The sequence below is a fragment of the Pseudomonas sp. OA65 genome, assembly GCF_017498305.1.
Lineage (GTDB): Bacteria > Pseudomonadota > Gammaproteobacteria > Pseudomonadales > Pseudomonadaceae > Aquipseudomonas > Aquipseudomonas zanjanensis.
In genome coordinates, this window is the sequence record NZ_JAGDEZ010000020.1 from 95,363 (window position 1) to 117,830 (window position 22,468).

At 59.3% G+C, this 22,468-nt stretch carries 25 protein-coding genes; 16 read left to right on the forward strand and 9 right to left on the reverse strand.

The genetic code is table 11. The features are described 5' to 3' along the window. Window positions 1-31: 31 nt before the first annotated feature. The 4 genes from J3361_RS18080 to acs form a co-directional block, all read right to left on the reverse strand. Entirely contained in the window at window positions 32-730 is a 699-nt protein-coding gene (locus J3361_RS18080) for an ABC transporter permease (RefSeq protein WP_039591857.1), read from the reverse strand. Further along, window positions 727-1,416, reverse strand: coding sequence for an ABC transporter permease (locus J3361_RS18085; RefSeq protein ID WP_207965719.1), 690 nt, complete (start codon window positions 1,414-1,416; stop codon window positions 727-729). Before J3361_RS18085 ends, J3361_RS18080 begins: the two co-directional genes overlap by 4 nt. A 90-nt stretch (window positions 1,417-1,506) precedes the next feature. After that, entirely contained in the window at window positions 1,507-2,280 is a 774-nt protein-coding gene (locus tag J3361_RS18090; RefSeq protein WP_207965720.1) for an ABC transporter substrate-binding protein, read from the reverse strand. A gap of 691 nt (window positions 2,281-2,971) precedes the next feature. After that, the gene (acs, locus tag J3361_RS18095; RefSeq protein WP_207965721.1) at window positions 2,972-4,927 is read right to left on the reverse strand and encodes an acetate--CoA ligase; all 1,956 of its coding nucleotides are present in this window, start codon (window positions 4,925-4,927) and stop codon (window positions 2,972-2,974) included. A 530-nt stretch (window positions 4,928-5,457) separates the two neighbouring features. On the opposite strand from acs, the gene J3361_RS18100 reads away from it, so the two are divergent. From J3361_RS18100 to J3361_RS18120, 5 genes are all read left to right on the forward strand, one after another. Then, entirely contained in the window at window positions 5,458-5,721 is a 264-nt protein-coding gene (locus tag J3361_RS18100) for a DUF2790 domain-containing protein (protein WP_025215112.1), read from the forward strand. Window positions 5,722-5,753: 32 nt separating this feature from the next. Next, window positions 5,754-5,969 carry a hypothetical protein gene (locus J3361_RS18105; protein ID WP_014339815.1) on the forward strand — a complete coding sequence of 72 codons (216 nt, stop codon included), beginning with the start codon at window positions 5,754-5,756 and terminating at the stop codon, window positions 5,967-5,969. Between the two features lie 489 nt (window positions 5,970-6,458). Next, a complete protein-coding gene (locus J3361_RS18110) occupies window positions 6,459-7,709 on the forward strand; it encodes a ribonucleotide-diphosphate reductase subunit beta (RefSeq protein ID WP_030142465.1) in 1,251 nt (416 codons plus the stop codon). Window positions 7,710-8,100: 391 nt separating this feature from the next. After that, window positions 8,101-8,610, forward strand: coding sequence for a Bro-N domain-containing protein (locus tag J3361_RS18115; protein ID WP_207965722.1), 510 nt, complete (start codon window positions 8,101-8,103; stop codon window positions 8,608-8,610). A gap of 251 nt (window positions 8,611-8,861) precedes the next feature. Then, window positions 8,862-9,053, forward strand: a complete 192-nt coding sequence (locus J3361_RS18120; protein ID WP_207965723.1) for a DNA-binding protein — start codon at window positions 8,862-8,864, stop codon at window positions 9,051-9,053. Here J3361_RS18120 and J3361_RS18125 read toward each other — a convergent pair. Next, entirely contained in the window at window positions 9,025-9,270 is a 246-nt protein-coding gene (locus tag J3361_RS18125) for a type II toxin-antitoxin system prevent-host-death family antitoxin (RefSeq protein WP_207965724.1), read from the reverse strand. The two genes, J3361_RS18120 and J3361_RS18125, sit on opposite strands and share 29 nt — an antisense overlap. A 222-nt stretch (window positions 9,271-9,492) precedes the next feature. Between J3361_RS18125 and J3361_RS18130 the strand changes: the two genes are divergently transcribed. Next, a complete protein-coding gene (locus J3361_RS18130; protein WP_207965725.1) occupies window positions 9,493-10,113 on the forward strand; it encodes a LysE family translocator in 621 nt (206 codons plus the stop codon). A 10-nt stretch (window positions 10,114-10,123) separates the two neighbouring features. Beyond that, window positions 10,124-11,110, forward strand: a complete 987-nt coding sequence (locus tag J3361_RS18135) for a quinone oxidoreductase (protein WP_243458919.1) — start codon at window positions 10,124-10,126, stop codon at window positions 11,108-11,110. A gap of 20 nt (window positions 11,111-11,130) precedes the next feature. On the opposite strand, the gene J3361_RS18140 is transcribed toward J3361_RS18135, so the two are convergent. Further along, entirely contained in the window at window positions 11,131-12,012 is an 882-nt protein-coding gene (locus tag J3361_RS18140; protein WP_207965726.1) for a LysR family transcriptional regulator, read from the reverse strand. A gap of 110 nt (window positions 12,013-12,122) precedes the next feature. On the opposite strand from J3361_RS18140, the gene J3361_RS18145 reads away from it, so the two are divergent. The 4 genes from J3361_RS18145 (at window position 12,123) to J3361_RS18160 (ending at window position 16,222) form a co-directional block, all read left to right on the forward strand. Continuing rightward, window positions 12,123-13,247: a fatty acid desaturase gene (locus J3361_RS18145; RefSeq protein ID WP_207965727.1), complete on the forward strand. Its 1,125-nt coding sequence runs from the start codon at window positions 12,123-12,125 to the stop codon at window positions 13,245-13,247. A gap of 14 nt (window positions 13,248-13,261) precedes the next feature. Then, window positions 13,262-13,717 (forward strand): methylmalonyl-CoA mutase, encoded by a 456-nt coding sequence (locus J3361_RS18150; RefSeq protein WP_207965728.1) that lies wholly within the window; start codon window positions 13,262-13,264, stop codon window positions 13,715-13,717. A 39-nt stretch (window positions 13,718-13,756) separates the two neighbouring features. Continuing rightward, the gene (locus tag J3361_RS18155; protein WP_186710575.1) at window positions 13,757-14,962 is read left to right on the forward strand and encodes a methylaspartate mutase; all 1,206 of its coding nucleotides are present in this window, start codon (window positions 13,757-13,759) and stop codon (window positions 14,960-14,962) included. A gap of 276 nt (window positions 14,963-15,238) precedes the next feature. Continuing rightward, window positions 15,239-16,222 (forward strand): hypothetical protein, encoded by a 984-nt coding sequence (locus J3361_RS18160; RefSeq protein ID WP_207965729.1) that lies wholly within the window; start codon window positions 15,239-15,241, stop codon window positions 16,220-16,222. 6 nt (window positions 16,223-16,228) lie between these two features. Here the strand turns inward: J3361_RS18160 and J3361_RS18165 are convergent, their stop codons facing one another. Beyond that, window positions 16,229-17,044, reverse strand: coding sequence for a sulfite exporter TauE/SafE family protein (locus tag J3361_RS18165; RefSeq protein WP_207965730.1), 816 nt, complete (start codon window positions 17,042-17,044; stop codon window positions 16,229-16,231). 112 nt (window positions 17,045-17,156) lie between these two features. Here J3361_RS18165 and J3361_RS18170 point away from each other — a divergent pair, with 112 nt between their 5' ends. Then, window positions 17,157-17,933 carry a helix-turn-helix transcriptional regulator gene (locus J3361_RS18170; RefSeq protein ID WP_207965731.1) on the forward strand — a complete coding sequence of 259 codons (777 nt, stop codon included), beginning with the start codon at window positions 17,157-17,159 and terminating at the stop codon, window positions 17,931-17,933. 82 nt (window positions 17,934-18,015) lie between these two features. Next, window positions 18,016-18,333, forward strand: coding sequence for a helix-turn-helix transcriptional regulator (locus tag J3361_RS18175; RefSeq protein ID WP_207965732.1), 318 nt, complete (start codon window positions 18,016-18,018; stop codon window positions 18,331-18,333). Between the two features lie 32 nt (window positions 18,334-18,365). Here J3361_RS18175 and J3361_RS18180 read toward each other — a convergent pair whose 3' ends face one another. Continuing rightward, a complete protein-coding gene (locus J3361_RS18180; RefSeq protein WP_207965733.1) occupies window positions 18,366-19,424 on the reverse strand; it encodes an MBL fold metallo-hydrolase in 1,059 nt (352 codons plus the stop codon). A gap of 186 nt (window positions 19,425-19,610) precedes the next feature. Here J3361_RS18180 and J3361_RS18185 point away from each other — a divergent pair, with 186 nt between their 5' ends. After that, window positions 19,611-20,219, forward strand: a complete 609-nt coding sequence (locus J3361_RS18185) for a TetR/AcrR family transcriptional regulator (RefSeq protein ID WP_207965734.1) — start codon at window positions 19,611-19,613, stop codon at window positions 20,217-20,219. 3 nt (window positions 20,220-20,222) lie between these two features. On the opposite strand, the gene J3361_RS18190 is transcribed toward J3361_RS18185, so the two are convergent. After that, window positions 20,223-21,170 carry a LysR family transcriptional regulator gene (locus tag J3361_RS18190; RefSeq protein ID WP_207965735.1) on the reverse strand — a complete coding sequence of 316 codons (948 nt, stop codon included), beginning with the start codon at window positions 21,168-21,170 and terminating at the stop codon, window positions 20,223-20,225. Window positions 21,171-21,184: 14 nt separating this feature from the next. Here J3361_RS18190 and J3361_RS18195 point away from each other — a divergent pair, with 14 nt between their 5' ends. Then, window positions 21,185-21,895: a CTP synthase gene (locus J3361_RS18195; protein ID WP_207965736.1), complete on the forward strand. Its 711-nt coding sequence runs from the start codon at window positions 21,185-21,187 to the stop codon at window positions 21,893-21,895. Beyond that, on the forward strand, window positions 21,892-22,206 hold the full coding sequence (locus J3361_RS18200) for an antibiotic biosynthesis monooxygenase (RefSeq protein ID WP_207965737.1): 315 nt from the start codon (window positions 21,892-21,894) through the stop codon (window positions 22,204-22,206). Before J3361_RS18195 ends, J3361_RS18200 begins: the two co-directional genes overlap by 4 nt. Window positions 22,207-22,468: the final 262 nt, after the last annotated feature.

The window sequence follows — 22,468 nt, forward strand, 5'->3', positions numbered from 1 at the left end:
TCGTTGAGCAGTCGATCGGATCGATGCGTTATCAGTGCTTGCGCGGGGCCAGGTAACCCAGCCAGCGGCGCTCGGCCAGTTTGAACAGGCGCACCAGGATGAAGGTCAGGCACAGGTAGAAAACGCCGGCCGTGATGTAGGCTTCGAACGGCAAGTAGTACTGCGCATTCACCGTGCGCGCGGCGCCGGTGATGTCGATCAGGGTCACGATGGAGGCCAGGCTGGTGGTCTGCAGCATCATGATCACTTCGTTGCTGTATTGCGGCAGCGCCCGGCGCAGGGCCGATGGCAGCAGGATCCGGCGATACAGCTTGTAGCGCGACATGCCCATGGCCTTGGCCGCTTCGATCTCGCCGTTGGGCGTGGCCCGCAAGCTGCCGGCGATGATTTCGGCGGTGTAGGCACTGGTGTTGATGGCGAACGCCAGGCACGCACAGAACGTGGCGCTGGACAGCCATGGCCAGAGAAAGCTCTCGCGCACGACCGCGAACTGCGCCAACCCGTAGTAGATCAGGAACAACTGCACCAGCATCGGCGTGCCGCGGATCACGTAGGTGTAGAGCCAGGCCGTCATGTTGACGATCGGCTGCTTGGACACCCGCATCAGCCCCAGGGGCAACGCCGCCAGCAGACCGAAGAACAGCGACAGGGCCAACAGCTTCAGGGTGGTCAACAAGCCACTGAAATACAGCGGCAAAGCTTCGTAGATGACGTTGTAGTCGAAGATCATAGATCAGCCGCCCTTACGCCTACCGAGTAGCGCTTCTCAAGGTGACGCAACGCCAGCAACGAGACACTGGTGATCACCAGGTACATCGCCGCCACTGCGAGGAAGAAGGTGAAAGGCTCGCGAGTGGCATCCGCCGCCTGCTTGGCCTTGAACATCATGTCTTGCAGGCCCACCACGGAAATCAGCGCGGTGGCCTTGGTCAATACCAGCCAGTTATTGGTGAAACCCGGAATCGCCAGGCGAATCATCTGTGGCACCAGCACCCGGAAGAACACCTGGAACCCATTCATGCCGTACGCCATGCCCGCCTCGGCCTGCCCCTTGGGGATCGCCATGAACGCACCGCGAAAGGTTTCCGACAGGTACGCACCGAAGATGAAGCCCAGGGTGCCGATCCCGGCCGCCAGCGGGTTCAGGTCGATGTAGTCGTCATAGCCGAGCATCGGTGCCACGCGGTTGAGCAGGTCCTGGCCGCCGTAGAAAATCAGCAGGATCAGCACTAGGTCCGGGATACCTCGGATGACCGTGGCATACAGGTCGCCCAGCCACGCCAGCCAGCGCACCGGCGAGAGGCGCAACGCAACGCCGATCAGCCCTAGGGCGATGGCCAGGGCCATGGACGACAAGGCGAGCTGAAGCGTCAACCATGCGCCATCGAGGATCACAGCCCCGTAGCCTTTCAACATGATTCAGGTCCTCGAAAGTGGGATGAAAAAATGGCGCAAACCGCAGAGATCCTGTTGCTTGCGCCATTTCGCACGAGTGGCGAGACGTGGTTACTTGCCGTAGATGTCGAAAGCGAAGTATTTGTCCTGGATTTGCTTGTACTTGCCGTTCTCGCGAATAGCGGTGATCGCGCCATTGATCTTGTCTTTCAGGGCATCGCCCTTGCGAACCGCGATACCGATACCGTCGCCGAAGTATTTCTCGTCGGAAAAGGCCGGGCCGACGAACGCGAAGCCCTTGCCGGCATCGGTCTTGAGGAAGCCGTCATCCAACAGCGTAGCGTCCGCCACGGTGCCGTCGAGACGACCGGCGGACACATCCAGGTAGATCTCGTTCTGCGAACCGTATGGCTTGATCTCGGCACCCAGCGGAGCCAGGACTTCACGGGCGAAACGCTCGTGGATCGAACCGCGCTGCACGCCAATGTTCTTGCCCTTGAGCTCAGCCAGGCCGTCGCTGACCTGGGTACCGGCCTTCATCACCAGGCGAGCCGGGGTGTTGTAGTACTTGTTGGTGAAATCAACCGACTTCTTGCGATCTTCAGTGATCGACATGGACGACAGGATCGCGTCGATCTTGCGCACCTTCAGCGCCGGGATCAGGCCGTCGAACTCTTGCTCGACCCACACGCACTTGACCTTCATCTCTTCGCACAGCGCGTTGCCGATGTCGTAGTCAAAACCGACGATGCTGCCATCCGGGGCTTTCGAGGCGAACGGAGGGTAAGCCGCTTCGATACCAATCTTCAGGGGCTTCTCATCAGCGAAGGTCGGCAGGGACAGCACGGACAGTGCCAGGGCGCCAAGCAGCACAAGTTTCTTCATCTTGGGACTCCATCGGTAAAGGGCAAAAACGGCAGAGTGAGCAACAGCCCAATATGCGAATGGGTGAAACGAACGTTGGTGCTGCGTCCTAGGAAGCTCACGCTTTATCCAACACGAGCCACGACGAGCGAGTGATCGGCATTCTAACGACAGGCCCGAAGTCGATATTTCTTCAATGCGACAACAAATTACAGAAGCACCGAGAAAGCTGTTCGAGCGCATTGACAGCCCCGCAAATTCATGCAAGAGCAAAAGAAGGGTAACCGATCTATGCTGCAAATAGCGGGCCCATTATTCGCAAACCCTTCTAATCCGGCAAGCACAGCGTGTCGGCTTATTTTCAGGGACGCCTGGAACCGCCCTGTGACGGGGCTTCGCGTTTCACATCGCCCCGTTATGGCGCCTTTCGTTACACATTTCGAAACACCGGTAACGTTCAGACATCTCCCACTTTAAACGCCGATATTTATTCGAACACCAAGCCAGCTACACACCAACCCGTGGCGAGGTGGCTGTGGGAGCAAGGCTTGCCCGCGATGAAGGTAATGCGGTCTTTCAAGAACCGAGGCGCCTGCATCGCGAGCAAGCTTTGCTCCCACAACCCCTCGCCACAGAGGTGCATGCCACTCAGCATGAAAAAAAGCCCCGCTCGGCACTGCCGGGCGGGGCTTTTTGGTGCTACAGGCTACCGTCAGGCCACGTTCATGGTCTTGTGCGTCTCGATCAGGTGCGCCACCACACCCGGGTCGGCCAGGGTGGAGATATCACCCAACCCGTCGTATTCCGCCGTGGCGATCTTGCGCAGGATGCGGCGCATGATCTTGCCGGAGCGGGTCTTCGGCAGCCCCGGTGCCCACTGGATCACGTCCGGCGAAGCAATCGGACCGATCTCCTTGCGCACCCAGTTCTTCAGTTCCAGGCGCAGGGCCTCGCTGGTTTCTTCGCCGGCATTGAGGGTGACGTAGACATAGATGCCCTGCCCCTTGATGTCGTGCGGCACACCCACCACCGCCGCTTCGGCGACTTTCGGGTGGGCGACCATGGCGCTTTCGATCTCGGCGGTGCCCATGCGGTGGCCGGAGACGTTGAGCACGTCATCCACCCGACCGGTGATCCAGTAGTAGCCATCCTCGTCACGACGGGCGCCGTCACCGGTGAAGTACATACCACTGAAGGTCTTGAAGTAGGTGTCGACAAAACGGTCGTGGTCGCCGTACAGCGTACGCGCCTGGCCTGGCCACGAATCGAGGATCACCAGGTTGCCTTCGGCCGCGCCTTCGATCAGGTTGCCGAGGTTATCCACCAGTGCCGGTACCACGCCGAAGAACGGACGCGTGGCCGAACCTGGCTTCAACGCCGTGGCGCCTGGTAGCGGGCTGATCAGCACGCCACCGGTTTCGGTCTGCCACCAGGTATCGACGATCGGGCAACGCTCCTTGCCGACGTTCTTGTAGTACCAGTCCCAGGCTTCCGGGTTGATCGGCTCGCCCACCGAACCCAACAGGCGCAGGCTGCTGCCGTCAGCACCTTCGACGGCGGCGGTGCCCGAAGCCATCATCGCGCGGATCGCGGTCGGCGCGGTGTAGAGGATGCTGACCTTGTGCTTGTCGACGACCTTGGCCACCCGAGTGATGTCCGGGTAGTTCGGTACGCCTTCGAACAGCAGTGTGGTCGCGCCGTTGGCCAGCGGGCCGTAGACGATATAACTGTGGCCGGTGACCCAACCCACGTCGGCGGTGCACCAGTAGACCTCGCCCGGCTTGTAGTCGAACACCCGCTCATGGGTCAGCGCCGCGTACAGCAAGTAGCCAGCCGTGGTGTGCTGCACGCCCTTGGGCTTGCCGGTGGAGCCGGAGGTGTAGAGGATGAACAGCGCTTCCTCGGCGCCCATTTCCTTCGGCGCGCAAACGGTGCCGGCCACCTTCATCAGATCTTCGTACCAGATGTCGCGGTGCTGGTTCCACTTGATGCCGCCACCGGTGCGTTTGCACACGATGACCTTCTGGATGCTGCTGGTTTCCGGGTTGGTCAGCGCGTCATCGACGTTGGCCTTGAGCGGGATCTTCTTGCCGGCGCGAACGCCTTCGTCGGCGGTGATCACCACTTTGGATTTGCAGTCGATGATCCGACCGGCCAGGGCTTCAGGCGAGAAACCGCCGAACACCACCGAGTGAATCGCACCGATCCGGGCACAAGCCAGCATGGCGACCACGGCTTCAGGGATCATCGGCATGTAGATGGTCACCACGTCGCCGCGGTGCACGTCCTGGCCGCGTAGGGCGTTGGCAAACTTGCAGACTTCTTCGTGCAGCTCGCGATAGGTGATGTTGCGGCTCTCGGACGGGTCATCGCCTTCCCAGATAATCGCGATTTGATCGCCGCGCTCGGCCAGGTGACGGTCGAGGCAGTTGTAGGACACGTTCAAGGTGCCGTCGGCGAACCACTTGATATCGACATGGTGATCGTCGAAAGAAGTCTGCTTCACCGTGGTGAAAGGCTTGATCCAATCGAGGCGCTTGGCCTGCTCGCGCCAGAAGCCGTCCGGGTTGACGACCGACTGCTGGTACATGGCCTTGTAGGTCGCCTCGTCAGTCAGCGTATTGGCCGCTACTTCGGGACGAACGGGATACACAGAAGCCGCACTCATCTTTCTTACCTCGGTGAATAGTTGTTTTTGTATGATCCCGTTGTAGCCCGGGGCGGGCCTATAGAACCATTCGACGATGGTAGTAACAAGTCCCTACAAAATGTCGGTACTAGTGGGAGCCGAGCTTGCTCGCGATGACGGTGGGTCAGCCAATATCAATCTTTGATGTAACGCCGCCTTCGCGAGCAAGCCCGCTCCCACAGTTGAATTTCAGTGAACACCTATTTTGTGTCCAACACTGACCCTCTGTGGGAGCGGGCTTGCTCGCGAAGACGGTGGTAAATCCAACACAGATGCCACAGACACCCCACCACCTCTAGCGATTATTACCAGATCAACCAACAGTGTTTATCAAAACCGAGTCTGTTTACCCCCACCCTCACCTTCTAAAATCCACCTCGCCAACCGGCAAACACGATTAGCGCAACACAGCCCCCACGAAGGCCGTTAATCCAACGTCCAACACTTGCTCCACACGCAACCCCAAAAAGGTTGCGTGACCCCACTCGACCTCAAGAAAGGTGAATTAGATGAAAGCTTTATGGGTTCTGGTCCTCGGCAGCCTGTGCGCCACCGCGATGGCAGACGAGGTCCCGACCGATGTTGCACAGCAAAAACCGGCCATTGAGGAGTACACCTACTCCACCCACCTGGACATCGCCAAAGTCATCTCCATGAGCGACATCCCGAACGTCTGCGAAGTGGTCCCGGCGAAGATGGAATACGACGACTCCAAGGGCCAGCGCCACATCCTGCGCTATAGCGTCATGGGCAACGGCTGCTCCAACGGCTGACCGACTTGATAAAGGAACTTGGAGCAACCACCATGAAAACCAAACTGATCCTGGCCTTGACCCTGTCCGTACTGGCCGCCAATACCTTCGCCGCCGACGGGTTTGATCGCACCGGTAGCGCCGTCGCTGAAGATGGCTACGACCACACCGGCTCCGCCACCGTCGCGCAAGACGGCTACGACCGCACCGGCTCTGCTACCGTTGCCGCCGATGGCTATGATCGCACCCGTTCAGCCCGCATCGGTTGATCATTACTGACATTTTCCACGGCCCGGTTTCGACCGGGCCTGGTTGTGTCTAGAACCGCCGAAAACCCTCCACAAACACAACATGTAGTGCAAAACCGCAAAAAACGCTGTTTTTTTGATCAAAAAAAACCGCGATCCGCGCCATGCAAAAAAAATCTTACGTGGCCAAAGCCTTGTAAACCCTCGCTCCCACGCGGATATCCCACCCGCCGCCCCTTCTGTGAGCTATTTCGCCGCAGCACGTAGGCAAAAAAGTCCTTATAATGCCGCCTTAAACGGGCCTGCAATATTCCCTTACAGGGGATCACGCCAGCCTGGAGCCGACGCAGGGGCCAATCGCCTCCCCGCGTTCACCGCCGCTCCAGAACGACCCGTACATTTTTCTGTTTATTGCCTGCGTCAGCTGCTGCAACAAACGATTTTTCAAGATCCACCGCGGCCAGTAGGCCTTCATCGGGCATCTGGCCCTCACGCAGGAGACGACACGTCATGCTGAGCTGGGACGAATTCGACAAAGAAGACAGTGGCGAAGTCGCTGTAAAAGGCGCCAACGCCGGCCACGCTTCTGAAGCCAACATGGACCGCCTCGACAGCGCCGGCGGTGCCGCCGCCCTCGAAGCCCGGGCCGTGACGGCCAGCGACTCGGCCGCGATCATTCGCGCCAAGGCCGCCCTCGACAAACTCGACGTCGCCGAAGGCCTCGCCGAACTCGAAGGCGCCTCCGCCCGTGTCGCCGTCGATGAAAAGCGCATGATCAACTGCCGCGCCGACCTCAACCAGCTCGTGCCATTCAAATACGACTGGGCCTGGCAGAAGTACCTGGACGGCTGCGCAAACCACTGGATGCCGCAAGAAGTCAACATGACCGCCGACATCGCCCTCTGGAAAAACCCGGAAGGCCTGACCGACGACGAGCGCCGCATCGTGATGCGCAACCTGGGTTTCTTCTCCACCGCCGACTCCCTGGTTGCCAACAACCTGGTCCTGGCCGTGTACCGCCTGATCACCAACCCGGAGTGCCGCCAGTACATCCTGCGCCAGGCGTTCGAAGAGGCGATCCACACCCACGCCTACCAGTACTGCATCGAATCGCTGGCCATGGATGAAGGCGAGATCTTCAACATGTACCACGAGATCCCATCGGTCGCGAAAAAAGCCGCCTGGGGCCTGAAATACACCCGTTCGATCTCCGATCCGAAGTTCGAAACCGGCACCCCGGACACCGACAAAGAGCTGCTGCGCAACCTGATCGCCTACTACTGCGTCCTGGAAGGCATCTTCTTCTACTGCGGCTTCACCCAGATCCTCTCCATGGGCCGCCGCAACAAAATGACCGGCGTCGCCGAGCAGTTCCAGTACATCCTGCGCGACGAATCCATGCACCTGAACTTCGGCATCGACGTGATCAACCAGATCAAAATCGAAAACCCACACCTGTGGGATGCCGAGATGAAGGAAGAAGCGACCCAGATGATCCTGCAAGGGACCCAACTGGAAATCGAATACGCCCGCGACACCATGCCTCGCGGTGTATTGGGGATGAACGCGGCGATGATGGAGGACTACCTCAAGTTCATCGCTAACCGTCGTTTGTCGCAGATTGGGTTGAAAGAAGAGTATCCAGGTACGACTAACCCGTTCCCTTGGATGAGCGAGATCATGGACTTGAAGAAAGAGAAGAATTTCTTTGAGACGCGCGTGATTGAGTATCAGACGGGTGGGGCTTTGAGCTGGGATTGATTCGACAGAAAAATCCTAGGCTGCACGCGTAACAGAAACCCCGTGAAAACGGGGTTTTTTTTGTTCTACAGAACCAAAAACCGCGTTTAACTCTGAGGCCGGCATCCTACCGTTCCCCTACGCAAAACTCAGAATTGTTCCGTATTGACGCTACATCGCCTCGTTACCTATCTTAATCGCAGGTGCCTAAGAAACGCCCAACGTAGTAGCTAATCGCCAAACATAGAGCCGCGTACTGTCCAAGGACATTTGCAGTTCTGTGTGGGAGAAATAGCTCGTTGGGATTTTCTTGAATCCTCTACGTCGGGCTCGCGCCGTCAACCGTCAAACGTAGAGGTAGCTATGCCCACAAAAACGCAGCTCTGCTCTCCGTATAACTCGGAGACTTATCATGCCTGACGCTTACATTCCGGCGGTTTTCACTCGCCATAACATTCATCTGCATGCCCTCCTGGTTGAAAACCAAGCTTGGTTCAGCGCATCCGATTTGGGTCGTTTGATGAGCAAGCATCTCGATGAGCGCATGACCCGCAAGCTTGACCCTGACCAACGCCGAATGATGCTCGTGCATGTCCACGGCTTGGCCGAAGAGCGCCTGATGCTCAGCGAGTCAGGCGTCTATGCATTGCTGGTTTATCACTACTGCCCTGAGTATCGATTGCTGCGTGAGTGGATCACGCATCAGGTAGTGCCCACCCTGCGGGATGAGCGCTACTCGCATAAGGTGGAACGGCCTACGTTAAGCGTGCTGGATTGGCCGAAGATGTCGCTCTGCATGCTGCACTGGCAGGATGAGCCATGGATTCGCTTGCGGGATATGCCGGCGGTGCTGGTGGATGATCCGTTTAGTCAGCATGAATCCTGGTGGCGGAAAGCTTCTCGGGTTTTGCGAGGGTATTGAGATTCAATCGGAAGCCGTCGTCCGTTGTCCGGGCGGCGGTTTTTTGTTGGGAATATTGAATTGGGGCTGCTGCGCAGCCCAGCGGGAGCAAGCTCCCTCGCCACAGGTGTCAGGTCATAGGTTGGTGTAGGGCTTGGTTGCTGCGTTGTTTTGAAGATCGCGGGCGGGTTCCCACGCTTTGGCAGTGCGGGATAGTCGTTGCGGGAAACGCCCAGCTTCTGTTGGGCCAAAAAGGACATATGGGATATGCAATGACGAAAGAAATCAAAAGTGAGGCCTTCGCGTCGATTCATAGCTCGGTCGAAGCGCTGTTGAAAATCGGCGCTATCGACACGGCCACTATGCGAGAGTTTGATGAGGCCTGCATGGCTGAGGTATCTGCTGAAATCTCAGTTCAGGAAGATTCGTCTGCACTCAGAGCCGACCCGCAAACCCCTCGATGATGCCCTCAGGTGTGCGGTCGAAATCCGCCGACATCCGAATCTTCCCCTTCAACCGTCCTGGCTTGCGCGCCTGCGGTGTAGCGACATGGGGCAGCAGATCCAGATAAGGCATGCCGGCCTTGGTGATCACCACCCTGTCGCCCTGCCATGCACGTGCTCCCAGTTGTAAAAGCTGGGACTTCGCTTCGTGCAGGGTTACTTGAACCTGTTCGCTCATACACCGTCTCCGCTCATTCGCCTGGGCCATTGTCGCCATCCTTTACCGGCGTGCAAAGAGGTGAAGCCGCCATCATCCCCGATAGCGAGCAGTTCACCCTCCTCCGCACCACGCTTCCCCCCATTTATGAGAAACCGCCTTGCGCTCTTCGCTATAACCTTAGAAGCAGCCGCGAATTAGACTTGCCGGAGTTCAGTCCGCGTTGTGATTAAGGAAGACAACATGCAAGAAATTTTCAGCATCAACTGGTTGCTTTGGCTATCGACCATGGTGCCGCTGACCCTGAGCGCAGGCCCTGGCAACTTGATGGTGGCGACGTCGGGTGCGCAAAGCGGTGTGCGTCGTTCGGTGCGGTTTATCGTTGGGCTCGACATGACTTACTTCCTGATCGCCGTGCTGGTCGGCTTAGGCCTTTATCACACGCTGACGAACAATCCGACGCTGGTATGGGCGCTGCAAGTGGTGGGCAGTTTCTACATCTTGTGGCTGGGTGTGCGCATGCTGCGTCGGCCACTGAAGGCGCCTACCGACAAGGCCATGCACCTGCAATTTCGGGACGGCATTGTTGTACAACTGGGCAACGTGCAAGGGATCGTGATGTTGCTGGTGATGTTTTCCACGTTCATGCCTTCCGGCGAGACCAGCAGCACCGTCGTGTTGATCCTCAGTGCGGCGCTGATTTCGCTGAACTTCTTCTCGCACGTCATCTGGGTGTCGATGGGGTCGACCGTGCAGAAGCTGATCCAATCGCGCCCCAAATGGCTGATGTTCCAGAACGCTGCGTTTGGCCTGATGTTGATAGCGGTGGCTGTATGGATTTTCCTGCGCATCGGTCCGCTTTAAGGAGGCTCCCATGACCCAGACCCACGGAATTGTCTTCGCCGCCCCCGGACCACCCAACGTCATGGAATTGCGCAAATACCCGCTGCGGACCGTCGGCCCTGAAGAAATCACAGTGGCCATCGAAGCCGCCGGTGTGAATTTCATCGACTTGCACCGGCGCTCCGGCGCGCTGGACGATGGCTCAGCCTTCCCCAGAGGCTTGGGCATGGAGGGTGCGGGGCGTGTCGTCGAATGTGGATCGCAGGTGGAAAGCCTGGCCATTGGCGATCGAGTGGCCTTCGTCGACAGCTCGACCGGTAGCTACGCCGGTCACGCGGTCGTTCGCGCTTCGCGGGCGATACGCCTGCCCGATGACGTGCCGAGCGAAGTCGCGGCAGGCGTCATGTTCAAAGGGCTGACGGCCGAATATCTGACGCATCGCTGCGTGCCGCTGGCGCCTGGCGACTTTGTGGTATGGCACGCGGCGGCAGGCGGTGTGGGCAGCATTGCCACAAGCTGGCTAGTCGCTCGCGGGGTGCACGTCATTGGTCTCGCTTCGACCGAAGCCAAACGCCGCCAGGTGCTGGAGGCGGGGTGCATGGCGGCCCTCGACGCCGAAGCGCCAGGCACACTTGGATCGATCCATGAATTGACCGATGGCAAAGGCGCTCATGTCGTGTTCGATTCTGTCGGCAAAGAGACCTTGGAGCTGTCATTGGCGAGTTTGCGCCCGCGCGGCCATCTCGTGCTGTTTGGCAATGCGTCGGGCGACGTGACGGACTTCAACCTGTCCCGCCTTGGGCAAATGGGCTCGCTGCATGTGACGCGGCCGTCGTTGAAGCACTACATCGGCGACGACGCTGAATTGACCCACGCGGCCGCACGGGTGTTGCAAGCCATGTCCAGCGGCGCGATTCGTTTGCCGCGAATAACGCATTATCCCCTCGCACTGGCTGCCCAGACCCATTGCGTCATGCAATACCGCCAAACCCAGGGTTCATTGATCCTGGTGCCATGACCTCGCGGTCAAAGCGGCCGTCAGTGCAGGCCGACCGCTTTGCCGTGAAACAGCTCCGTCAGATACTCCACCACTCGATCAACGCGGCTCACACCCTGGGTAGCCTGATTGCGCAACAACCAGATTTCCGAGCTCCGCGCAGGGCGATCAGCCAACACCTGGCACAGACCGGACTGATGTCCGACATAGACGGGTAACGCGGCAATCCCCAGATTGGCTTCGACCGCCTTGAGCTGCGCATTCAGGTTTGAAACGCGCATCCACAGCCTCTGGTCACCGGCCATTTCGCTCAACCATTGGGCGAGCGGCATGTACGACATTTCTTCGGTCCAGCCGATCAGGCTGTGGTGCTTGAGGTCGGCGGGTTCGGCCGGCAGGCCGTTGGCATCGGCATACGCCTGGGAGCAGAAAAGCCCCTGCGTCAGTGTCCCGACCCGGCGCATGGTGAAGTTACCGTTCTCCGGCCTGCGCAAGCGGATAATGATGTCGCTGTGGCTTTGTGTGAGTTTCGACGACACCGCCGAGTTAATGAAGTCGAAGCTGATCTCGGGGTGCTGATCGTGAAATACCGCAAGTTGCGGAATGATCAAGTGCGTGCCCATGAGCTCCGGGCAGTCAATGCGCACCTGTCCCGCCATCCGATCACCCGGTTGCGACATCTGCCGCTCGATCAGTTTGAAACGCTCCTCCGTTTCCAGTGCCAATGGCAGCAACGCCCTTCCCGCCTCAGTCAGGAAGTAGCCGTTGGTTTTCTTCGAAAACAATACCGTACCGAGCGATTCCTCAAGCGCTGCGATCTTGCGCGACACCGTCGAGGCCGAAACCTTGAGCGAGATTCCAGCCTCGGTCACGTTGTTCGATTTAGCCACGAAGATAAAGACCTTCAGATCATCCCAATCCATGTTGATGACATACCCAAAAATGGAAAATCGATCTCCACCTATTTCTATTCGAAATATCCAGAGGCCACGTTACAGTTTTTGCATGGAGCAAAACCCTAGAGGAAACATGGATGATACGTAACTCAATGCGCGCCCTTCCAGGGTTCATGCAGCCGTTTCTGAGTTGGCTGACAGCCAAGCCTCTCCCCGAAGACCTCGATAAAGTCCGTCCTCTGAAGCCGTTCCACCATATCGTTGTGTCGGCGGGATTAATAGCCGGCGGCGCGCTGTTGGCCGGTATCGGTTATTCGCAGGCCAGCATTGCGCTGTGGCTGCTGGGCTTTGTCCTGGCAACCGGTGGCATCAAGCAGATGCAAGTGATGATCTGCCACAACTGCGCCCATGACATGGTCTTCGAATCGCGCGAGACCAATATGACCGTTGGCCGGATCATTTCCGGCGTCCTGATGCTCAAACCCTTCGATACCTACAAGAGCGAACACGCTCTGCATCACAGTTCGAAGACGCTGTTGACCGACGATGATGACACCCTCTCTTATCTGCAAAGCGTGGTGGGGTTAAAACCGTCCGACAGCATCGCCGCCATGTGGACCAAACTGGTCTCCACCGCGCTCTCGCCACTGGCCGTGCTGCGTTCGTTCTGGGGCCGATTAAAAGGCACCGCCACGGCTGCAAACCGCCGCGTTGCAGCATTGACGCTGGTCTTCTGGGCGGGCCTTGCTCTGCTGTCGGCCGCCTTGGGTCATGTCAATCTGTTCATTGTGGCGTGGGTGATTCCGGTCTTCGCCGGCTACCACATCAGCACCACATTTCGCCTGGCGGCCGAGCACACCTGGCCCAGCGTGGAAGTGCTGGAACGGCGCGGCATCGACTTCATTTGCGAAAGCACCACCGGCGTGTTTATCGGCGAAGAGCTGCGCATACCCGAAGGTGCGGGAACTGTTCGACGCCTCACTCATATCAGCGTGTGGCTGATCAAGATGCTGGCGTTCCACTTGTTTGTCCGGGTGTTTGTGATGGTCGGCGATACACCGTGCCACGACTTTCATCACCGCCGCCCACGATCCAAGGATTGGCCAAACTACATTACTGCCCGCGAACGCGACAGGATCGAAGGTTCCAAACCCTTTCCCACGAACTATGCCGACAACTGGGGCTACATCAACTCGGTGACCACCAACTTTCGCAACTTCCAGCGGGCACTCCCGTACTACGCAACCAGGACAGCAACTTAAAAGGGACTTTAACGATGACTTTCAGCAAAACCGCTCTGCTCACCACTGTGCCTTCGGACTCCCATAGTTGGAATCTGGTGTTCATGGAGTTCCTGCTCACTGACATTGGCTACAAGGTCGAGAATCTGGGCCCGAACACGCCCATGGATAAGGTGATCGCGCGGCTCAACCGCCACCCCAGTGCCATGGTTGTCGTCAGCACGGTCAATGGCCATGGCTACATCGAAGGCGCTGAACTCGCTCTGCGTATTCGTAGCGAAACCAAACACACCGACGGGGTGTATATCGGCGGCAAGATCTGCACCGAAAACGATCCCCAGACCATTGCCCGACATAGCGCCACACTGCGCGCCGCTGGTTTCGATGAGGTGTTCGACGACAGCGTGGCCAACAGCTTCGATGCCTTCCAGGAATTGGTGTCTGCCCAGTTGTATCCAGAGCATTACCTGGAAAAACGGGTCGCTCGCTGACTCGTTGCCCCTACCGATTCGCAGAAAAGGCAGATCAGGATGATCGATTTCAACACCCATGTTCTCGAACGCTTCAACGCCCATGGCCCGGTGCTCCAGCCGCGAATGGGCTTCAGTGACCCGGCCCGGATGCAAGCCGGTCTGGAAGCCACAGCCGCGAGCCGCGCGAACACGGTGTGCACCATCACGCTTGATGCGTTCACCCGGGTAAACAATCTTGAAGCAGCGCAACGGGCCATCGACAGCGAATCGATGCTCAATGGTTATCCGATCGTTAACCATCCGCCGGCACAGACCCGTGCCTTGATCGATCAGATTGATGCCCGCTACCGCCTGCCGGTGCAGGTTCGTCATGGTTCACCCGACCCGTTGCACATCTTCGAGCGAATGGTCGAAATCGGTCTGCCCACCACCGAGGGCGGGCCGATTTCCTATTGCCTGCCGTACAGTCGCACGCCGCTGCGCGAGGCGTTCGGTCACTGGGAGAAAGCCTGTCAGGTACTGTCCAGCGGCGTCGACAACAGTCACATCGAAAGCTTCGCCGGTTGCATGATGGGACAGATGTGCGACCCGGTGGTCCTGGTGGCGCTCAATATCCTTGAAGGATTGTTCTTGCGCGCCCATGGCATCAAGACGCTGTCGTTCTCCTACGCTCAAGGCACCTCGCCGGTGCAGGATCGCGCAGCCGTGACAGCTCTCCAACAACTTGCGGCCGACTATTTTGAACCGGGCAGCTATCACTTTGTCGGTTATGTGTTCATGGGCTTCTTCCCGCGCTCGCTTGGCGGGTTCTGCCGAATCACTGGCGATGCGCTGGCCATGATTCGCGCCACGGGTGTGCAGCGTGTGATTATCAAGACTCCGGTGGAATCAAGGCGCATCCCTCGGGTAGAGGAAAATATCGCGGCGCTGGAGTACTGCGACTACTGCCTTAACACCGACGGCGTTTTACCGCAGATTCCGTTCGATTCCCAGGAACACGAGCGTGTCCTGCGCAGCGCGAAACGCCTGATCGAAGGCGCGCTGGCCCACGACAGCAACTTGTCCGAAGCCCTGCTCGGGGCCTTCGACAGTGGTCTTCTGTCGATCCCCTACTGCCTGCACCCCGACAACAAACGCGGCGCCGGCACCGTGCTGACACCGGAAAACTATTACCACGGTTTCCAGGGCGAGCGGGTGGAAAATGCCTTCTCGTTTCTGGCGGCGCTGAGGCAGAACATCCGCACCTATGACTGCGTGCTTTGATGCTGGATGACTGAAGATCGCTGATGCTTACGCGTTGGGGGCGATTTTTTGTGGGGAGTCTGTAATTGGGGGCCGCTTCGCAGCCCAGCGGGAGCGAGCTCCCTCGCCACAGTTGGTGTCAGGGCGCAGGTGGGTGGCAGGCTTGATGGCGGGGTTGGTTTTGGGAATCGCGAGCAGGCTCGCTCCCACAGGAGTTCTTTGGTGGGTTGAAACTTTGGGTGCAGCCCGCCGCGTCCTTCGGTATTAATACACTTCCTCTCACGGACCCGAGCCCCGATGAAATTCGATACTGCCTATTGCCTCAGCCTCGATGCCAAGCTTTCGATCTATGACGTTCGGGATCTGAATTTCGACGAGACCATGGCATTCGATTCGGCCAAGGAGCGCTTTCAGTGCCCCAATGATGTCTGTCGGGCGGCGTTTGATGAGGGAAATCGGCTGACGACGTTCAATGCCAAGAACGTCAATTACATCCGCACGCCGCATTTCAAGAACCAGCCGACGACCCAGCATATCGAGGGCTGTCCTTATGTCAGTCCGAAAACGCCGGGGCTGGATGCGGATAGTATTGAGGCGGAGGATGATCGCGAAGAACATTTTCCGTCGGAGCTGTTGCTGACACGGCGTCAGTACCTGCGTAAGCCGTCCGACCCATCGAAGGACGTTGACGCGACTCGGCCTACGCCTCCCTCCGTATCTTTCCACGGTGATAGCGCTCATTCCGCCCAGGACTCGACACCGGACAAGACCAGTGTCTTCGCCCATCCGGTGGAGTGTTTCGTTTCGAATTTCGATAACAAGGACCTGCTCAAGCGCAAGCCGCTGAAGATTGGCGAGCACACGGCGCCCTATGGATCGTTCTTCAAGAAGATCGAATACTTGCAGGACAACAAGGGCTTGATTTACTGGGGCAAGATCAAGGAGATCAAGGATTACACCCTGAGTTTTCGCATCGACTTCGAAGCAAAGGTCTGGTTCAAGCAGCCGGACGAGGCGAAGAAGAAGCCTTACTCGGTCAACGTTTACCTGAGCAAAAAGCTGATCGATAACTACCGCAAGCGCAAGGCGTTCCTGGAAGAAATCAAGCACGCCATCGACAGTGACGCGCCGTTGTATTGCTTCTTTTATGGCGTCACGCCGGAGTTGAAACAGGTGCCGAGCAAGAAGAACCCCGAAGAAACGTTCGGGGTGTTCAGTGCCAATATCGAGAACCTGGATCACTTTATTATTCGGGAGGCGCCGGGGTTGGCGGGTCAATAACGCCCCCTACCTCAGGCACATCCCGATCAGCACCAACATCAACAATCCCACATACACCCGCGCATGGACCTTATCCGGTATCCGTCCGATCCATGGCGTTGCCAGACGAATACCCAGTAGCGCGCCAAGTGTGAGCACAGCGAAGGCCATCAAGTCGATGTAACCCACAAACCACGGCCCCAAATCAAACTCCGTAAACCCGGCCATGGCCATGTAAGTCAGCGTCCCGGCCACCGCAACCGGCAAACTCAACGGGTTAGCCATGGACGTCGCGCGCGACATGTTCAGCCCGCAACGGCGCAACAGCGGCACCGTCATGACGCTGCCGCCCACGCCCAGGAAAGTAGCGATGGCGCCGATGCTGATCCCGCCAGCTGAGACCTCTGCCCTGCCCAATCGCCGTGGGACTGCACCGTCAGACTGTGTCAGAAAACCGCGTCTGAACAAGCAGTCCAGAATGGTCACGCCCAGATAAACGATGAACCCATAGCGAATGACTTCGCTGCTCGCCCACATGGCGCCAACAGCTCCGACGACCGCACCCAGGCCGATGAAGCCGCCCAACGGCCATACATAATGGCGAATGAGGTTGCCGGCGCGGTGATGCTTCACCGTGGCGATCAGTGCGTTGACGATCATCACACAGGTCGAGGTGGTCACGGCAATGTGCATCGCCGATTGGCCGACAGGGTCGTCGGCACCGTGGCTGGTGATCAACATGCGGTACAGCAAGGGCACCACGACGAATCCGCCGCCGAAGCCGAACAACACGGCGGTGATGCCACTCAGACAGCCGAAACAGGCGAGCAATACATAAAACATCGAGGCGCATCCGTGGAATGGGAGGCGCCTACCATAGGGAGGCGAAGCTTGGCCTGCAGCAGCAAACAGGCCAATAATGTTTGCGATTACGCCAATCCTGGATGCCCTGCCAATGCGCAACAGTTCGATCGATTTATTGGATGCGACACCCAGGGCCGTCGTTGCCATCGGCACCGATTACGCTCACGGGCAAGTATTGCCGTTGCATCGCCATCGCCGCGCGCAGTTGCTCTACGGTGCCACCGGGGTCATGCAGGTCAGCACGGCGGACGGCAATTGGGTGGTGCCGCCGCAACGGGCGGTGTGGATTCCGCCGGGGGTCGATCATGCAGTGCTGATGCTGGGCGTGAGTACGCGCAGCCTGTACATCGAACCGGCCGCGGTAACGGCCATGGACACGCGGTGCCAGGTCATCAGTGTGTCGCCGCTGATGCGCCAGTTGCTGATGGAGGCCGTGGAGCTTGCGCCGGACTATGACGAGGCGGGTCGGGACGGGGCGTTGATTCATCTGCTACTACACGAGTTGCTGCGCAGCACCCACCTGCCCCTGCACCTTCCGCTGCCCAAGGATCCTCGCCTGCTCAGCCTGTGCCAGGCGTTCCTGGAACACCCCGACGCCCATGCCTCGCCCGTGGAATGGGCGGCGCTATTGCATATCAGCCTGCGTTCATTCAATCGCCTGTTCAGCCGGCAGACCGCGCTGAGTTTCAGTCAGTGGCGGCAGCAGGCGTGTGTGATGTCGGCGTTGGCCCGCCTGGCCGAAGGGGATTCGGTGACGCGCATCGCCTTGGATCTTGGCTACGACAGTCCCGCTGCGTTCTCCACCATGTTCCGTCGGGTACTGGGTCACGCGCCGAGCGCCTGGTTGGCGAAGACCGCCGGTCATTGATCAAAAAAATGAGATTGATCGGGATTCAAAACGACTGTACAAAAACACAGTACTTTTTAATCCCACAGCTTTGGAGCACCCCATGGCCTCTCTCGCAATCAAAACCACCCTGGAACGCATCGCTGTCTATCAGTTCACCCCCGCCCACTGTGCACAGGCGCGAGCCATGCTGGGCTGGAGTGTCGAGGAGCTGTCTCGACAATCCGGCGTCTCGGTCCAGGCCATCCGCCGCTTTGAGGCCGGTGGCGAATTGCTCGACGTGACGCGCCTGGCCCTGGCGTTCCGCCTGGAGGCCGAGGGCCTGGTGTTTTTCCCCGGCTTCGCACCGGGGCGCGGCATGAACATCAAGGGCGCGACGCCAGACCCGATGGGGCGCTCCGATTACGCAATGATCGAGTAACACCCGCCGCGCAGGCACTTGTCGTACAAAGCCTAGGCGATACCGGCCTGGTCCTGATAGGCCGAAGGCTCCACATCCAGCCACCAGGCGCGGCCACGTTGCGGCTGCGTCAGGGTGAAAGCTTCGCCCATTTGCGGTGTGGTGATGCAAACGTTGCGTTCCCAGGCCAAGGCCAGGATGCGGTCGAAGGGTTCATACCAGGCATGCATCGCCAGGTCGAACGTGCCGTTGTGGATTGGCAGTAGCCAACGGCCCTTGAGGTCGATATGGGCCTGCAAGGTCTGCTCCGGCTGCATGTGGACATGGGGCCAGTCAACGTTATAGGCGCCGGTTTCCATCAGCGTCAGGTCGAAGGGACCGTATTGTTCGCCGATGCGCTTGAAACCCTCGAAGTAACCGGTGTCGCCACTGAAGAAAATTCGCGTGCCGCCGTCGATCATCACCCACGACGCCCACAAAGTGCTGTTGCTGTCGAACAGGCCGCGTCCGGAAAAATGCTGGGAGGGCGTGGCGATGAACTCGATGCCGTCCACCTCGGTGCCTTGCCACCAGTCCAGCTGACGTACCTTGCTGGCGTCGACGCCCCATTTGATCAGGGTGTCGCCCACACCCAAGGGCGCCAGGAAGTGGCGGGTCTTGGTCGCTAGCTTGAGAATGGCCTGATGGTCGAGGTGGTCGTAATGATCGTGGGAAAGGATCACCGCTTCGATGGGTGGCAACTCTTCCAGGCTGATGGGCGGCTGATGAAAACGCTTCGGGCCGGCCCATTGCACGGGTGAGGCGCGCTCGGAGAACACCGGGTCGGTCACCCAGAATTTATCCCGCAGCTTGAGCAGCACGGTGGAATGGCCAAGACGAAAGACGCTGTGGTTCGGCGCGGCCAGCAGCGCGGCGCGCGTCAGCGGCTGAACGTCGATGGCACCTGCAGGGCGGGTGGAATGCGGCTTGTGGAAGATCATGTTCCAGATGATGCGCAGGGTGGTACCAAAGCCTTCTCGCGGCGTAAAGGCGTGATTGCGATACTTGCCCTGCTCTTGCCGTGATGAATCGTGGGCAGGCGGGCTGTCGGTCGACTGAGAGGAAATGGTCATGGTGCGATAACTCCAAGGACGTCGTCGCCATTGCGCTTCGTCGTTGTGGGACGCTGGATGGCCGTTGCATGCACGCATAGCCGTCAGAAAATCTACACCACTCGGTGTAGTTTCCAGATTGCATGAATCCCGGGAGCAAGTAAACTGCCGAGTGTAAGTTCTCCCCTCTCAACCGACGAATTGCCCATGACCGTACCGCAGCGCCTTACCGAGCGAAAACGCGAAGCCATCCTCCAGGCCGCGATTGCTGAATTCCGTAGCAGCGGTTTCGAGATCACCAGCATGGACAGGATCGCGGCGACCGCCGGCGTATCGAAGCGCACGGTGTACAACCATTTCCCGAGCAAGGAAGCGTTGTTCGCCGAAATTCTGAATCGGTTATGGAACAGCATTACCGCAGAACAGGACATGCCCTACAGCTCGCAGACGCCGCTACGGGAGCAACTGCAAACGTTGCTGCAAGCCAAACTGCATATGCTGGCGGATGAAAATTTCCTCGACCTGGCGCGCATCGCCATCGCCGCCACCATTCACTCCCCGGAGCGAGCCCAGGACATGGTGTCGCGCATGGGCCAGCGTGAGGAAGGCCTGACCGCCTGGATTCGCCAGGCCCAGGCCGATGGCCGATTGAAACCCGTGGAGCCGGCATTCGCCGCCCAACAACTGCATGGGCTGCTCAAGACATTCGCTTTCTGGCCGCAGATTTCGATGGGACAACCGAGCCTGACCCAGGAGGAGCAGACCCAAGTCATCGAATCGGCCCTCGACATGTTCCTGAGTCGTTACCAGGCCTGAATCTCAACCCCAGCGCAGGTTGCGCCCCAGCTCATCGAACAAGGTCACCACCGAGCGCAAGGCCCGACAGTCCGGGCGGGTCAGGAGCCACAGCGCCGTATCGTATCCTTCCAGCGATTCGCCAAGGGGCATCAGGCCTTGGCGTTCGTCGATCAGAAAGTCCGGCAGCGCCGCAACGCCTAGACCAGCCCGCACCAGTTCGGTGACCGAGAGCATGCTGTTGCAGCGATAGGCAGGCATCACGCCGGGTAGATGCTGGCGGCGCCAGGCCACGGTGGGGTGATCCGGAAGGAAATCGTCTGGCGCGATCCAGATCATGGAAGCCAAGTCACCCGCCTCTACCGAGCGCAGATACGTGGCGCTGGCGCATACCCGGTAAGTCACCTTGCCCAGGTTGCGACCGACCAGGTGTTCTGGCGGCGTACGGGTCAGTCGCAACGCAATGTCGGCGTCGCGGCGGTTCAGGTTGGCGAAGTCGTTCGACGTGCTCAACTCAAGGGTCAACGCCGGATAGGCAGGCATGAAACGCGCTAAAGCCGGCAGCAGCAACGCTTGCAAGACTGAATCACTGCACGTCAGGCGTACCGTCCCGCTGATGACTTCGCCGCCCTGCTCCACCCCCACCCGCGCCGCCTCCAACGCCTGCTCGGCGCGCTCTGCTTGTTCAGCCAACGCCTGGGCCAGGCTCGTTGGCAAGTACCCGGAACGGCTTTTTTCGAACAAGGGTTGACCCAGGGCCGCTTCCAATCGACGTACCGAACGAAACACCGTCGACACGTCCACCTGCAGCAGCCGAGCGGCCCGGGCCAGCGAGCCGCCACGGACCAGCGCGAGGATCAGGGACAGGTCGGGGTAGTCCAGACGATAGTGCGTCGCTGCATTGATCACTTGGGTAAACGCCAATATTGATTGCGTGAACGCCAATCTATAGTGGCAACCAGGAATCAACAAGCGGCGAGCCTCCCATGGAAAAACAGCGTGCTGTAAACATCGCCCTGGTCGGCGACCACGACCCTCAAATCACCGCTCACCGGGCGATCCCCCTCGCACTTGAGCTGGCGGGCACACAAACCGGCCAGGCCATTCGCTTCCAATGGCTGGCAACGTCACTCATCGCCGACACCGCCGTGCTGGAGGATTTCGACGGCGTCTGGTGCGTGCCCGGCAGCCCCTACCAAAACGAAGCCGGTGCCGTGCTTGCCATTCGTTTTGCCCGCGAACAGCGTCGCCCGTTCCTGGGCACTTGCGGTGGTTTTCAGCACGCCGTGCTGGAATATGCCCGTCACGTGATGGGTTGGGTCGATGCCGTCCATGGTGAAACCTCTCCCGAGGCTGAACGGGCGCTGCTGACGCCGCTGAGCTGTGCCTTGGTGGAAACCATCGACAGCCTCCAGTTCGAGGCGGGCTCGTTGATCGCCAAGGCCTACGGCCGACAAACCGCGTTCGAGGGCTACCATTGCCGCTTCGGGGTCAATCCGGATTTTGAACAAGACTTGCTGAGCCAGCGCCTGCACGCCGTTGCCCGGGATTCGGCCGGCGACCTGCGAGCGGTGGAACTGCAAGACCATCCGTTCTTTGTCGCCACGCTGTTCCAGCCTGAACGGGCCGCACTGGAAGGCCGCGTGCCGCCGCTGGTCAGCGCGTTTGTCGAAGCCTGCGCGAGGCAAATGTCATGAGCGCCCATTATTACGCGGTGATTTTTACCTCCCTGCGTACCGAGGGAGACCAAGGCTACGCCGAAGCCGCCGAGCGCATGCTGGCCCTTGCTCGGGAACAACCTGGATTTTTAGGCGTTGAATCGGCCCGTGGCGACGATGGTCTGGGGATTACCGTGTCCTATTGGCGCGATGAAGCGGCGATCCTGGCCTGGAAGCAACATCCCGAACACAGCGCGATTCGTGAGCGAGGCCGATCTACCTGGTATGCCCATTGCCAAACGCGGGTGTGCAAGGTGGAACGGGACTATGCCTTCCAACGCCCAATCTGATGCAGGGCAAAAATCCCTGTGGGAGCGAGCTTGCTCGCTCCCACAGTGTTCACCGTTGATCAATCTATGGCGTGATAGCTGGAAGCTTTTGTGGCGAGGGGATTCATTCCCGCTGGGCTGCGCAGCAGCCCCCTCCCTTTTTTGGTCCCGCGTCCGCCCCCCCCGGGGCCGGCCCCCCCCCCCCAGGCCCCCCCGGCCCCCCAGGCCAACCACCCCCGGCCCTCGCCCCCCGCTTCCGCGGGACCACCCCTCCCCCCCCCCC

Coding starts and splice junctions, on each gene's coding strand:
- J3361_RS18150 (WP_207965728.1), top strand. CDS start 13,262: ATGACTTTCAGCAAAACCGCTCTGCTCACCACTGTGCCTTCGGACTCC.
- J3361_RS18105 (WP_014339815.1), top strand. CDS start 5,754: ATGAAAACCAAACTGATCCTGGCCTTGACCCTGTCCGTACTGGCCGCC.
- J3361_RS18175 (WP_207965732.1), top strand. CDS start 18,016: ATGGCCTCTCTCGCAATCAAAACCACCCTGGAACGCATCGCTGTCTAT.
- J3361_RS18185 (WP_207965734.1), top strand. CDS start 19,611: ATGACCGTACCGCAGCGCCTTACCGAGCGAAAACGCGAAGCCATCCTC.
- J3361_RS18115 (WP_207965722.1), top strand. CDS start 8,101: ATGCCTGACGCTTACATTCCGGCGGTTTTCACTCGCCATAACATTCAT.
- J3361_RS18170 (WP_207965731.1), top strand. CDS start 17,157: ATGCGCAACAGTTCGATCGATTTATTGGATGCGACACCCAGGGCCGTC.
- J3361_RS18130 (WP_207965725.1), top strand. CDS start 9,493: ATGCAAGAAATTTTCAGCATCAACTGGTTGCTTTGGCTATCGACCATG.
- J3361_RS18100 (WP_025215112.1), top strand. CDS start 5,458: ATGAAAGCTTTATGGGTTCTGGTCCTCGGCAGCCTGTGCGCCACCGCG.
- J3361_RS18200 (WP_207965737.1), top strand. CDS start 21,892: ATGAGCGCCCATTATTACGCGGTGATTTTTACCTCCCTGCGTACCGAG.
- J3361_RS18135 (WP_243458919.1), top strand. CDS start 10,124: ATGACCCAGACCCACGGAATTGTCTTCGCCGCCCCCGGACCACCCAAC.
- J3361_RS18090 (WP_207965720.1), bottom strand. CDS start 2,280: ATGAAGAAACTTGTGCTGCTTGGCGCCCTGGCACTGTCCGTGCTGTCC.
- acs (WP_207965721.1), bottom strand. CDS start 4,927: ATGAGTGCGGCTTCTGTGTATCCCGTTCGTCCCGAAGTAGCGGCCAAT.
- J3361_RS18195 (WP_207965736.1), top strand. CDS start 21,185: ATGGAAAAACAGCGTGCTGTAAACATCGCCCTGGTCGGCGACCACGAC.
- J3361_RS18145 (WP_207965727.1), top strand. CDS start 12,123: ATGATACGTAACTCAATGCGCGCCCTTCCAGGGTTCATGCAGCCGTTT.
- J3361_RS18120 (WP_207965723.1), top strand. CDS start 8,862: ATGACGAAAGAAATCAAAAGTGAGGCCTTCGCGTCGATTCATAGCTCG.
- J3361_RS18110 (WP_030142465.1), top strand. CDS start 6,459: ATGCTGAGCTGGGACGAATTCGACAAAGAAGACAGTGGCGAAGTCGCT.
- J3361_RS18080 (WP_039591857.1), bottom strand. CDS start 730: ATGATCTTCGACTACAACGTCATCTACGAAGCTTTGCCGCTGTATTTC.
- J3361_RS18140 (WP_207965726.1), bottom strand. CDS start 12,012: ATGGATTGGGATGATCTGAAGGTCTTTATCTTCGTGGCTAAATCGAAC.
- J3361_RS18155 (WP_186710575.1), top strand. CDS start 13,757: ATGATCGATTTCAACACCCATGTTCTCGAACGCTTCAACGCCCATGGC.
- J3361_RS18165 (WP_207965730.1), bottom strand. CDS start 17,044: ATGTTTTATGTATTGCTCGCCTGTTTCGGCTGTCTGAGTGGCATCACC.
- J3361_RS18085 (WP_207965719.1), bottom strand. CDS start 1,416: ATGTTGAAAGGCTACGGGGCTGTGATCCTCGATGGCGCATGGTTGACG.
- J3361_RS18160 (WP_207965729.1), top strand. CDS start 15,239: ATGAAATTCGATACTGCCTATTGCCTCAGCCTCGATGCCAAGCTTTCG.
- J3361_RS18180 (WP_207965733.1), bottom strand. CDS start 19,424: ATGACCATTTCCTCTCAGTCGACCGACAGCCCGCCTGCCCACGATTCA.
- J3361_RS18125 (WP_207965724.1), bottom strand. CDS start 9,270: ATGAGCGAACAGGTTCAAGTAACCCTGCACGAAGCGAAGTCCCAGCTT.